The 11,687-nt window shown below is 65.6% G+C and carries 9 protein-coding genes and 1 CRISPR repeat array; all 9 genes read left to right on the top strand.

The annotated features are described in order from the left end of the window. The first annotated feature begins 383 nt into the window (after nt 1-383). The 9 genes from NYR58_RS20585 to cas2e all read left to right on the top strand — a co-directional run bounded on the left by NYR58_RS20585 (nt 384) and on the right by cas2e (nt 9,837). Nucleotides 384-764 carry an HNH endonuclease signature motif containing protein gene (locus NYR58_RS20585; RefSeq protein WP_378074769.1) on the top strand — a complete coding sequence of 127 codons (381 nt, stop codon included), beginning with the start codon at nt 384-386 and terminating at the stop codon, nt 762-764. A gap of 291 nt (nt 765-1,055) precedes the next feature. Beyond that, on the top strand, nt 1,056-3,629 hold the full coding sequence (gene cas3, locus NYR58_RS12490) for a CRISPR-associated helicase Cas3' (RefSeq protein ID WP_261521194.1): 2,574 nt from the start codon (nt 1,056-1,058) through the stop codon (nt 3,627-3,629). Between the two features lie 289 nt (nt 3,630-3,918). Beyond that, nucleotides 3,919-5,526 (top strand): hypothetical protein, encoded by a 1,608-nt coding sequence (locus NYR58_RS12485; protein WP_261521193.1) that lies wholly within the window; start codon nt 3,919-3,921, stop codon nt 5,524-5,526. Beyond that, nucleotides 5,516-6,067 carry a hypothetical protein gene (locus NYR58_RS12480; protein WP_261521192.1) on the top strand — a complete coding sequence of 184 codons (552 nt, stop codon included), beginning with the start codon at nt 5,516-5,518 and terminating at the stop codon, nt 6,065-6,067. The genes NYR58_RS12485 and NYR58_RS12480 overlap by 11 nt, the downstream gene beginning before the upstream one ends. Continuing rightward, the gene (gene cas7e / locus NYR58_RS12475) at nt 6,064-7,191 is read left to right on the top strand and encodes a type I-E CRISPR-associated protein Cas7/Cse4/CasC (protein ID WP_261521191.1); all 1,128 of its coding nucleotides are present in this window, start codon (nt 6,064-6,066) and stop codon (nt 7,189-7,191) included. The genes NYR58_RS12480 and cas7e overlap by 4 nt, the downstream gene beginning before the upstream one ends. Continuing rightward, nucleotides 7,184-7,912 (top strand): type I-E CRISPR-associated protein Cas5/CasD, encoded by a 729-nt coding sequence (cas5e, locus tag NYR58_RS12470; RefSeq protein WP_261521190.1) that lies wholly within the window; start codon nt 7,184-7,186, stop codon nt 7,910-7,912. Before cas7e ends, cas5e begins: the two co-directional genes overlap by 8 nt. Continuing rightward, the gene (locus NYR58_RS12465; RefSeq protein WP_261521189.1) at nt 7,909-8,631 is read left to right on the top strand and encodes a type I-E CRISPR-associated protein Cas6/Cse3/CasE; all 723 of its coding nucleotides are present in this window, start codon (nt 7,909-7,911) and stop codon (nt 8,629-8,631) included. The genes cas5e and NYR58_RS12465 overlap by 4 nt, the downstream gene beginning before the upstream one ends. A gap of 1 nt (nt 8,632) precedes the next feature. Next, nucleotides 8,633-9,520 carry a type I-E CRISPR-associated endonuclease Cas1e gene (gene cas1e / locus NYR58_RS12460; protein WP_261521188.1) on the top strand — a complete coding sequence of 296 codons (888 nt, stop codon included), beginning with the start codon at nt 8,633-8,635 and terminating at the stop codon, nt 9,518-9,520. Further along, the gene (gene cas2e / locus NYR58_RS12455; protein WP_261521187.1) at nt 9,520-9,837 is read left to right on the top strand and encodes a type I-E CRISPR-associated endoribonuclease Cas2e; all 318 of its coding nucleotides are present in this window, start codon (nt 9,520-9,522) and stop codon (nt 9,835-9,837) included. Before cas1e ends, cas2e begins: the two co-directional genes overlap by 1 nt. Before the next feature lie 55 nt (nt 9,838-9,892). Further along, a CRISPR array of direct repeats spans nt 9,893-11,629; the repeat unit is 29 nt; unit sequence GGTTCCCCCGCACATGCGGGGATAGCCCC. Nucleotides 11,630-11,687 lie beyond the last annotated feature (58 nt).

Here is an 11,687-nt window from a genome sequence, read left to right as displayed (position 1 = left end):
GATTTCGAAGGCTGCGGTGTCGAGGTGATCGACCCTTGGGCAGACACGGCAAGCGCCTGATAATGTGGAAGGCCCTCTGCTATGTTGCATACCTCGGACTGCTTCTGACCGGGGCCTTCGTGTTCAGGGTTCCTCCAATCCACCTATGCTGCAAGCGGCCTAGTATATTGATCCGCAAGAATATACTGAAGATGCACTTCTCCCTCTTGCTCGCAGTTATATGCACGGATTGTGTAAAGCGATCGGCGATAGCACTGAGGACGGGGACCTGCCAAAAGAGCAAATTGAGGCTTGGAAGCGGCCGTTGGTCGCCGAGTCCCGCAGTTAGCACGTTGTTTTAAGCAAGCTGGTGGCTTCAAGGTGAAAAATTGGGGGTAACGGCAATGCCAAATGAAGTCCCGTCAGCACCGCGTAACCAAACCGAAGCCCGCCGCGTGGCAAACGCCGCCTACGAGTCTCGCTGCTGCGTCGTTTGCGGGCTACAAGTGCCGACGTGCCTGACTATCGCACACTTGGACCAGGACGCGGGAAATAACGACCCTGACAATCTGGCCTTCCTGTGCCAGACGCATCATTGGATGTACGACGCCGGACTTTATCCTATCGAAGCAATCAAGCTTCTGCGCGCGCACTGGCAAGCGACGAAAGGCGTACCCTCGCACAAGGCCCGGATGAAGGACGCCGGGGTGAAGGCCGCTGTTGCCCGCAAAAGAAGGGCAGCGGCTCGCAAGGCGTGGGTGACCCGCAGGTCATCCGCCGAATAATGGAGGCGCACTCCTAAGTTCGCCGATCTCCGCGTTCGATTGCGCGGAGACGTTGGAGTTCTCCAGCGGTTACTTTGCTGGTTGAATAAGAGATATAAATCAGGAGTGGCGCGAGGGATCGGAGCCAGTGCCGAATATCATATCTTTTGTGGTACTTGGATCGCTCCCCCTTTGCTTGTGGCTCAATGAGTAGATTGGTGCGAATAGGCTGCACTCTTTAGTAGCAACGCCTTTCAGATCAGAGCCAAGTAATTTAATGTTCCCAACAGAGTTGGTGAGCATCCAAATGGCATGGCAATAAATCTCCCGTGGGGAAAGAACCGCGATGGCACCAGCCATCATCTCGCCCACCATTGCGGCGACGTAGCGGCCTGCTTCGAGGCTCTGGCCACCCTGCCTGTAATCGCAAGCCGACTGGAGAAGGTGGCGGGCAGAGCGCTGTCGCAAACCGATGTGGCCCGGCTGGCCGTGCTTGCCTTTCTGCATGACTGCGGCAAGCTGCACCCGGGCTTTCAGGCGAAGGGCTGGCCGCCCGGTCTCTGGAAGGGGCCTCTGCATGGCCATGTGCAGGAAGGCGCCGCCATCTTCGATGCCGGTGTGCGGGACGGGCAGCTTGCTCACAATCTGCAGCTTGAACATCTGCAACGCTGGTGCAATCCGGATCTTCTCTGCGCCGCCCTTGCCCACCACGGTAGACCGTTCGAGATCACACCTGCAGCCAGGAAGGGCTGGGATGACGTGCCCATCAATGGCTACGATCCGCTGGCAGCTTCGGCCGAGATCGGCGCCCTGCTGCCGCGCTGGTTTCCGGCAGCCTTTGGCGATGATGCAACCCCGCTGCCGGATCGCCCGCATTTCCAGCATCACTTCTGCGGGCTGGTGTCCCTGGCCGACTGGCTGGGCTCAGACGAACGCAGTTTCGACTATGTGGCGGAGCTCGACCCCGATTACATCGGGCAAGCCCGGCAGAAGGCCCGTCAGGTGGTGGCCAGTATCGGTCTCGATGTAGCAGGCTGGCACAAGGCCATTCAGGGACGTGCCGATTTCGCCACCCTGGCGCCGGGCTGTAAGCCGCACCCGGCACAGCAGGACGTGGGCGGGTGGCCGCTTGACGATCCGCTGGTGATCCTGGAAGCCGAAACCGGCTCGGGCAAGACAGAGGCGGCTCTGTGGCGCTTTGCCCGGCTGTTCGAGGCGGGCAGGGTGGACAGCCTTTATTTTGCCCTGCCGACCCGGGCTGCAGCCTTGCAGATTCACACCCGGGTGAACAAGGCCTTGCAGGCCCTGTTCGGCGCGGATGCCCCGGAGGCCGTGCTGGCCGTGCCGGGCTATCTCAAGGCCGGCGAGGCGGAAGGCCAGGCTCTGCCCGACTTCAGGGTGCTGTGGACGGATGATGCCGACGAGCCCCGGCGCCTCGCCCGCTGGGCGGCGGAAAACGCCCGGCGCTATCTCGCTGCCACCGTGGCTGTGGGCACGGTGGACCAGGCCATGCTGGCCGCCCTTCAGGTCAGGCATGCGCATCTGCGCGCGGCCGCCCTGTCGCGCTCCCTTCTGGTGGTCGACGAGGTGCATGCCTCCGATCGTTACATGAGCGAGATACAGGGCCATTTGCTGAAGATGCACCTTGCGCGCGGCGGCCATGCCATGCTGATGTCGGCGACCCTCGGCGCCGAGGCCCGCACAAAGTGGCTGGCCCCGAGACCGCGCGGGCTGAAGCTGCCATCCCTGGAGGATGCCGTTTCGACGCCCTACCCCGCCGTATGGGGACACCGGCACGGCCTTTCCCCGGCAGGGGCAGTTGCACGAGCGAAGCCGGTGCTGATGGAGCTGGTGCGCGGCTGGAGCGCCCAGGACGCTGCCGGGCGCGCCATCGCAGCCGCCGGCAGGGGCGCGAAGGTGCTGGTCATCCGCAACACGGTCAAGGCAGCCGTGGAAACCTTCGCAGCCGTGCAGGAGATGGGCGGCGGGACGCTTCTCTGGCAGGTGAAGGGCGGGCCGGCGCTGCATCATGCCCGCTTCGCGCCGGAGGACCGCAAGCTGCTGGACAAGGCGGTGGAGCATGCCCTCTCGCGCGACTCCGCAGATCGCCCGGCCGGTGGCGTGATCGTGATCGGCACCCAGACGCTGGAACAGTCCCTGGATGTCGATGCCGACCTGCTCATCAGCGATCTCTGCCCGGCGGATGTGCTCCTGCAGCGCATCGGCCGCCTGCACCGGCATTCCCTGCCGCGCCCTGAGGGTTTCGGCCAGCCGCAGTGCATGGTGCTGTCTCCACCGGAGGGGCTCGATGCCTTCGCCGCACCGAAATTCGACAACGGGCTGGGTGGCTGGAAGGATGCGTCCAACGTCCTGCAGGGCATCTATCGCAATCTTCATGCCTGCGAGCTGACACGGCGGCTGGTGGCCGAACATCGCGAGTGGCGGATCCCGGACATGAACCGCCTTCTGGTGGAAGGCGCCGTGCATCCTGATGCCATCGCCCGGCTCAATGCCGAGAAGGGCGAACCGTGGGAGGGCTACTGGCAAGACGTATATGGCGACGAGATCGCCCAGGCACAGTCCGGCCAGCATCTGGCGCTGGCCGTGGATGCTCCCTTCGGCGCGATGGGGCTTTTTGCCGCCGACGAGGAAAAGGTCCGCACCCGCCTGGGCGCCGAGGGCGTCGTGCTCCGCCTTGCCGAACCCGTGGCGGGCCCCTTTGGCGAGAAGGTGAGCAGCTTCACCCTGCCGGCGCACTGGTCGCAGGGCATCGAAGCCGAGGCGCCGGTGGAGGCGCTCGCCGATGACGGCGTGCTGAGCCTGCGCATCGGACCTCGCGTTTTCCGCTACGACAGACAGGGATTATGTCAAGTTAAATCTCAATAATTTACAAGCGAGGTCAATTCACCTATGATGACTTCAGAAAGCCTCTTCAGGGAGGCAGACATGAGACTTACATGCAAGCTCATTTCAAGCTGCGTTGCCGGAATCTCGGTCTGTAACGCCAAGCTTGAACTTGACCTGCGCGCCACTTTCAAGCTGCGCACAGGTCACGGTCATATAAATTCCCCGAATGGATTTCTCGGGGGTAGTCCCTATTGTGATTTGACTTGGAAATCCAAGAACTCTGTTTCCCCGCACACGCGGGGTGCGCAAAATGCGCTGGGAGAGGATGATGTATAATCTTCTCTCCCAGTCACTTATCCAGGCCAAGCCTCTGGGCCCTCTCACCCTGGCGGGCGTGCTGGCGGCGCTGGCGCGCGACGCGGTGGAGAGCTTTCCCGCCCTCAGGCCGCATCAGGCCATGTTCTGGCACATGTTCCTGGTGCAGCTTGCAGCGCTGGCCCTGCACCGGGCCGGTCGCGACCGGCCTCCCGAGGACGAGGCCGCGTGGGCGGCGCTACTGCGCGGGCTGACACCCGCCTTTGCCGAGGACGAGCCCTGGTGCCTGGTGGTCGACGACTGGTCGAAGCCCGCCTTCCTGCAGCCGCCGGTGCCCGATGATGTCGAGTTTGACAACGAGGCCCCCACGCCGGACGCAATCGATCTTCTGATCACGGCCAAAAACCATGACCTCAAACAGGCGATCGCCCGTGCAGGCACGCCCGAAGACTGGATTTTTGCGCTTGTCTCTTTGCAAACGGGAGAGGGATACGGCGGACGTAATCCGAAAAAGGGGACATTCTATTTCGGCATCGCCCGCATGAACGGCGGCTCCTCGTCGCGCGCCATGCTGACGCTGGCGCCCCTGCCCGGGGCGGATGAAAAGGTCATGGCCCCGCGGCCCGGCGCCTGGTTCAGCCGCGATGTGCGCACGCTGCTCGCCAAGCGCGAAGAAATGCTGGACCAGACGAAGCTTGATTATCCCGACACGGGCCTGGGCCTCACCTGGCTGGCGCCCTGGCCGGAGGGTGAGCAACTGCAGACCGGCGATCTCGACATCTGGTTCATCGAGGTCTGCCGCAGGGTGCGCCTGCTTTCGCGCTCGGGGCGGTTCGTCGGCCTCAAGGGCACCTCGAAGGCCACGCGCATCAATGCCAAGCATCTCAAGGGTGTGGTGGGCGACCCCTGGGCACCGATACACAGGCAGGAAAGCAAGAGCCTGACCATCGGCGATGACGGCGATTTTCACTATCGCATACTGGTGGAACTGCTGTTTTCGGGCGAATGGATAATGCCGCTTCTGGCAAGACGGGCGCCCTTCGAGACCGCGGAGACGCCCGTTGCCATCGTTGCCCAGGCTCTGGCCCGGGGCACCTCCAAGACGGGCGGCTTTCGCAGCCGGCTGGTGCCGGTGAGCAGCCCCGCAGCGCGCTCGGGCTGGAACCGGGGAGCGCGGGAAAAGCTGAACCTGCTTGCCAGGGATCAGATCGATACCATCAAGCGCTTCGACAGGGCCCTGGCCTATGCCCTGGCGTTGGCGGCGGCCGATGGCGTGCACGACAACGTCAAGCGGGAGTTCTACGTCTACACGAAGCCGGCCCGTGCCCATCTCGAACGCCATGCCGACTCCATCTTCTTCGCGCATCTGTGGCGGCAATTCGAGGCCGCAGAGCAGGACGAAGCGGTCAGACAGGCCGCCGAGGCGGATTTCGTCCGCGACCTGTGGCAGCGCACGCGCGACATCTTCGAAGAGTTCCTGCCCACCATGCCCTGCCCCTCCCTCTACCGCCATCGCGCCGAGGCTCGGGCCAGAGCCGCCCTATGGGGCAACCGCGATCTGCGCCGCAACCATCCCGAGATCTTCGAGCACAAGGAAAAGGGGGGCGAGGATGTCGCCTGAGCAGAGAGAAGAGCAAACAACGGAACTGGGCGCGAAGGTGGCGCGCCTTGCCGGCGCCATGCTGAAGCTGGAGCCGGGCGCCCTGGCCCGGTTGCGGCGCATGGATGTGGAAGGACCGGGCGAGCCTGATTTCTGGCGTCTCGCCACCGAGCTGGACCTACCCACGCATCCGGCAGGCTTGCGCCTTGTCCGGATCATGGCGCTGCTGGCCCCGAAGGGCGATCCGGGCAATCGCGCTCCGTTACACAGGTTCGAGCGTCCGCTCGGCACCGTGCTGTGCGAGGCCGGCCTGTCGGAGGCCCGACTGGCGCGCTTTCTCGCCCTGCCCTTCGAGCGGCGCGGGCCGGCGCTGGAAAGCATGGCCCGCTTCATCAACGCCGCCCGGGCCCAGAGCGGCGGCGTCAACTGCCACGACATCGCCTGCCTGCTGTTCTCAACAGAGGCCATGCACGCCCGCAGACTGGCCGGAAGCTATTACCGCTGCCTCGACCGGGCCGCGCGCCAACAGGACACCGACGAGAAGAAGGAGCCCGCCGCATGACCACGCCCCGTTTCCTGCAGATCCACACCCTGCATGGCTACACCGCCGCCCTTCTCAACCGGGATGACACCGGCCAGGCCAAGCGGCTGCGCTATGGCGGCCAGGACCGCACGCGCATTTCCTCCCAGTGCCTCAAGCGGCACTGGCGCATGGCGGTGGACGATCCCCACGCCCTGCAGAAACTTGCGGACTTTGTCGCCTCCTACCGCTCGCGCGAACTGGTGACGGAGAAGGTGATCCGCCCCCTGGAAGGGCGTTTCCCCGAAGAGGTGGTCGAGGCGCTGGAGCCGGCCTTTCAGCGGCTGGTCTACGGCAAGAATGCCGACAAGGGCAAACGCAATCGCCAGACCCTGCTTCTGGGCCAGCCGGAGCTCGACTGGCTGGCTGCCCAGGCCGAAGAGATTGCAGGACGGGTCAGCAGCGCCAGGGAGGCGGAAGAGGCCGTCAAGGAATGGGCGAAGGACAAGAACTTCAAGATCATGAGCGAGAACGCTGCCCTGCCCGGTGGGCTGGTTGCCGCCCTGTTCGGGCGCATGGTCACCTCCGATCCGGCCGCCAACATCGAGGCGCCGGTGCATGTCGCCCATGCCTTCACCGTGCATCCCAGCGAGAGCGAAAACGACTATTTCACCGCCGTGGACGACCTGCGCCGCGACGAGGACGACAGCGGCGCCGACACCATTCAGGAAACCGAGCTCACCTCCGGCCTCTACTACGGCTATGTGGTCATCGACCTGCCGGGGCTGATCGCCAACTGCGGTGGAGACAGGGAGCTTGCCGCCCGGGTGGTGCACAATCTCGTCCATCTCATTGCCGAGGTCTCGCCCGGCGCCAAGCTCGGCTCCACCGCGCCCTATGGCCGGGCGGAGCTGATGCTGCTGGAGGCCGGCGACCGCCAGCCCCGCTCTCTGGCCTCGGCCTACTGCAAAGCCGTTCCGCATGATCCGGCAATCGCACGCGAGGCCCTGCAGGACCGTCTGCAACACCTCGACGAGGCCTATGCCACGGGCGAGGCGCGGGCGCACATGTGCGTCGGGGGCGAGCTGGCGGGCATCGAGAAACTGCCCCTGCCCCGGCTTGCTGTCTGGGCCGCCGAGCGGGTGAAGGATGCGCCTCATGCCTGAGCACCGCTGGCTGATCCTCGATCTGCGGGCCCCGCTCATGGCCTTTGGCGGCGTGACCATCGACCATGTCGGCGTCACGCGCGACTTTCCGGCCCTTTCCATGCTCACCGGACTGCTCGCCAATGCCCTGGGCTACCGGCGCACTGCATGGGAGCAGCACCAGCGCCTGCAGGAGCGTCTGATCTTCGCCGCCCGCCGCGAGCGCGAAGACCCGGCCGGGGTGCTCACCGACACGCAGAACGCGAAACTGCAGGCCGGCGAGCAGGGCTGGACGACATGGGGCCAGGTGGAACGTCGCGGCGGCGGCAGCCTCGACAGCCCGCACCGCCGCCAGCGCGACTATCACATGGATGCGCATGTGTGCGTGGCCCTGCGCCTGGCCGACGAGGCGGCCGGACCCGACCTCGAAAAACTGGCCGCGGCGCTTGACCGGCCGGCCCGACCTCTTTTCATCGGGCGCAAGCCCTGCCTTCCCAGCGCCCGGCTTTTCGCCGGTTTCATCGAGGCCCCCACCGCATACCGGGCATTGCAGAGGCTGCCCGGCGAAGCGGGTCTTGAGAGCCTGCGGGCCCAGTGGCCGCTGGGGGAAGGGCCGCAGGATGGCGAAAGCGTGCAACGCATCTTCGACCTGCCCGACCTGCGCAACTGGCGCACGGGGCTGCATGGCGGCAGCCGCAAGGTGGTGGAGGGAACGCTCAAACCGGAAAGGCTTGCCGCATGAGCACGCTTCACATGATCAGCCTGCCTCTCGATCTTCGCTGCTTTCGCCAGTGGGCGGCAATGCGCCGTCTTGCCGGCGACGAAGGCCGCGCGCTGCACCATCTTCTCACGGAAACCTTCGGCAAGGGGGCCATCAGGCCCTTTCGCCTCATGGTGGCGCGCGGCGCCCGCACCGCCACGCTTTACGGCTATACAGGCCGCGACCGGGACTCCCTGCACCGCACTGCGCAGGAAACAGGTGCCCCGGAAGCCCTGGCCGTGGTGGATCCGGCCCGCCTTGCCGACAAGGCCATGCCCACGAGCTGGCGCGAAGGGCGACGCTTGGCCTTCGATGTGCGCGTGCGCCCGGTGCGGCGGCTGCGCAAGCCCGCAGGCGTCTTTCCCAAGGGGGCGGAGGTCGATGCCTTCCTGACAGCGGTCCTGCGTCATTCGCCGCAAGGCCGGCCGGAAACCGCTGAACGCCTTGCGCGCGAGGCGGTCTATCGCGGCTGGCTGGCCGAGCGACTGGAGGGTGCCGCACGGCTGGACGGCGCCCGCATGGTTCGCTTCCAGCGCACAAGGGCAGAGCGCGGACAGGCGCTCGAAGGGCCGGATGCCACGTTTCACGGTGAGTTGACGGTGACTGACAGTGCCGCCTTCTCGCGGCTTCTGGCGGCCGGTGTGGGCCGCCATGCCGCCTATGGCTACGGCATGCTGCTTTTGCGCCCGGCAGGAGGCTGAGATGCTTCTCGGACGGCTGGGACTGGAGAAGGCCCGCATTCCCCACGCCGACCGGCACGGGCTCGTGTGGCTCGACAGGGGGCGACTGGAGGTGGAGGACGGCTGCCTGCGCTTCATCACCGCCGGAGGCGGCGATCTGGCGCCCGGCGACTATCAGATCCCGCATCAGTCGCTCTCCATCGTGCTTCTGGGGCCGGGCTCCAGCGTCACGCATGACGCCCTGCGGCTTCTGGCGCGCCACGGCTGCGCGCTTGCCGCCATCGGCGAGGGGGCCGTTCGCTTCTACACCGCCCCGCCCCTGATGCCGGACACCTCGGCCCTTGCCCGCGAACAGGTGCGCCTGTGGGCCGATCGCAAAAGCCGCATGGAGGTGGCGCGGGCCATGTATGCCATGCGCTTCGGCGAGATCGTGCGTACCCGCGACATCGAGGTGCTGCGCGGCCAGGAAGGGGCGCGCATCAAGCGCAGCTACCAGCTTGCCGCCGAGCGCTATGGCGTCGCCTGGCGAGGGCGCAACTACGACCGCGAAAACCCCAATGCCGGCGACCTGCCCAACCAGGCCATCAACCATGCCGCAAGCGCCATGCGCGCAGCCGCCAGCGTGGCGGTGGCCAGCGTGGGCGCCATTGCGCAGCTCGGCTTCATTCACGAGGATTCCGGCCAGTCCTTTGTGCTCGATGTGGCTGATCTCTACCGCCATGACGTGACCCTGGAAATCGCCTTCGGGGCCGCCAGGCAGGCACAGAGAACGGGCCAGCCCGTCGAACGGCTGACGCGCCAGCGCGCCGCCCGGGTGTTTCGCCAGCGCCAGGTGATCCCCTCGATGATCGACAGGATCAAGACGCTGATCGGCCCGCAGGAGCAGAAAGAGACAGGAAAGGACGGCTGATGCCGATGGTTGTGGTGATCACGCGCGATGTGGAGGCGCGCTATCGGGGCTTTCTCGGCTCGGTGATGCTGGAGCTGTCAGCCGGGGTCTATGCCCACCCGCGCATGAGCGCAGGCGTGCGCCAGCGCATCTGGCAGGTGCTCGGCGACTGGTATGCCACACTCGGACGCGGAAGCATCGTCATGACCTGGGCCGATAGGGCGGCCAACGGCGGTCTCGGCCTTGCCAGCCTTGGCGAGCCGCCCAAGGAGATTGTGGCGCACGATGCCATGCTTCTGGTGCGGCGCGCGCTGCGCAAGTCGGAAGAGTTTGTTTGACCTCTTTCGTTGCTCTTTGACATTATGGATAAAGATCAAGACCTTGAAAGGCAGAGGTTCCCCCGCACATGCGGGGATAGCCCCGATGATGCGCCGCTCGCCCGTCCCCAGATATCGGTTCCCCCGCACATGCGGGGATAGCCCCAGCCGGCCATAGTCCGCCGCCTCCGCCTCCAAGGTTCCCCCGCACATGCGGGGATAGCCCCTTGACACGATCATCGTGAACGACGGCAGATGTGGTTCCCCCGCACATGCGGGGATAGCCCCGGGGAATGCCTCCCCGGCTGGGAAGCGGATTTGGTTCCCCCGCACATGCGGGGATAGCCCCACAACGGTGCTGCGCTGCGTGTCCCTGATATCGGTTCCCCCGCACATGCGGGGATAGCCCCGTATAGCGGCGCAGGCAACCCATGGTCAGAGCGGTTCCCCCGCACATGCGGGGATAGCCCCCCTGTTGCGCGATCTGCTCCTCCACTGACCGGGGTTCCCCCGCACATGCGGGGATAGCCCCACGCAGACGGCGCGCCGGCTGCTGGGTTCGAGGGTTCCCCCGCACATGCGGGGATAGCCCCTCCACGGAAGCGAAATAGCGCCGGCACAGCCAGGTTCCCCCGCACATGCGGGGATAGCCCCGGAGGATAGATAGGGCCATGGCAGGGGTGAATGGTTCCCCCGCACATGCGGGGATAGCCCCCGCTGGCGCGGGCCATCACCGCCCCCTTCAGCGGTTCCCCCGCACATGCGGGGATAGCCCCGATCCCGCCGGACGACGCCCAGTTCCTGCAGTGGTTCCCCCGCACATGCGGGGATAGCCCCTGCCAACGATAGATCGACCGGAAGACGTCCAGGGTTCCCCCGCACATGCGGGGATAGCCCCCACCGGCAGTTTTTGCAGATTGGATGATTCTTGGTTCCCCCGCACATGCGGGGATAGCCCATTCCTGCGGCGGCTGAAGACCTGGCGCACGTTGGTTCCCCCGCACATGCGGGGATAGCCCCTGGCAGCTTCAAATCCAGTTCCGGCCCGGAAAGGTTCCCCCGCACATGCGGGGATAGCCCCTGGCGTGCTTACCGAAATCCAGCTTGGTAATCGGTTCCCCCGCACATGCGGGGATAGCCCCCATCTCCAGGATGCGGGCAAAGGTCTCGGATGGGTTCCCCCGCACATGCGGGGATAGCCCCGTGAGTAGCAAGCAGCGAATGGCGAATGGAAGGGTTCCCCCGCACATGCGGGGATAGCCCCGCATGACGCAAATTTGCCTCGTGCGATATTGAGGTTCCCCCGCACATGCGGGGATAGCCCCTCACGCCATCCGCCAGGCGATTCCATATGCGTGGTTCCCCCGCACATGCGGGGATAGCCCCCACTCGATCTTGCCTTCCGACAGGGTGATGACGGTTCCCCCGCACATGCGGGGATAGCCCCCTCGGTCACGTCAGGGAATGGCAGGCGCAGGCGGTTCCCCCGCACATGCGGGGATAGCCCCACCCCTGTTCAAATACGAACACCCATCCCCAAGGTTCCCCCGCACATGCGGGGATAGCCCCGCAATCGAAGCGGCGGGACCGTTCTTTGACGGGGTTCCCCCGCACATGCGGGGATAGCCCCCGAAAAGAGGCGAAAGCGCTCCTGAAGACACTGGTTCCCCCGCACATGCGGGTATAGCCCCTATCCGGCCTCTTCCCGCTGCCTTACGTGGCCGGTTCCCCCGCACATGCGGGGATAGCCCCCCGCAGCCCTACATCCGCGACAGCCTGGAGAGGGTTCCCCCGCACATGCGGGGATAGCCCCCCGTAAGCGGCGGGTCTGAAACAGGCGGGCGGGGTTCCCCCGCACATGCGGGGATAGC

This window comes from Chelativorans intermedius (assembly GCF_025398255.1).
In the GTDB taxonomy this organism is placed as follows: Bacteria; Pseudomonadota; Alphaproteobacteria; order Rhizobiales; family Rhizobiaceae; genus Chelativorans; species Chelativorans intermedius.
The sequence above is the reverse complement of the archived record's forward strand: the minus strand, read 5'-3'. Positions and strand labels throughout refer to the sequence as shown.

Bases quoted from the DNA above. Each gene is read 5' to 3' on its own strand.
- NYR58_RS12480 (WP_261521192.1), top strand. From the start codon at position 5,516: ATGTCGCCTGAGCAGAGAGAAGAGCAAACAACGGAACTGGGCGCGAAG.
- cas1e (WP_261521188.1), top strand. From the start codon at position 8,633: ATGCTTCTCGGACGGCTGGGACTGGAGAAGGCCCGCATTCCCCACGCC.
- cas7e (WP_261521191.1), top strand. From the start codon at position 6,064: ATGACCACGCCCCGTTTCCTGCAGATCCACACCCTGCATGGCTACACC.
- NYR58_RS20585 (WP_378074769.1), top strand. From the start codon at position 384: ATGCCAAATGAAGTCCCGTCAGCACCGCGTAACCAAACCGAAGCCCGC.
- NYR58_RS12485 (WP_261521193.1), top strand. From the start codon at position 3,919: ATGTATAATCTTCTCTCCCAGTCACTTATCCAGGCCAAGCCTCTGGGC.
- cas5e (WP_261521190.1), top strand. From the start codon at position 7,184: ATGCCTGAGCACCGCTGGCTGATCCTCGATCTGCGGGCCCCGCTCATG.
- NYR58_RS12465 (WP_261521189.1), top strand. From the start codon at position 7,909: ATGAGCACGCTTCACATGATCAGCCTGCCTCTCGATCTTCGCTGCTTT.
- cas2e (WP_261521187.1), top strand. From the start codon at position 9,520: ATGCCGATGGTTGTGGTGATCACGCGCGATGTGGAGGCGCGCTATCGG.
- cas3 (WP_261521194.1), top strand. From the start codon at position 1,056: ATGGCAATAAATCTCCCGTGGGGAAAGAACCGCGATGGCACCAGCCAT.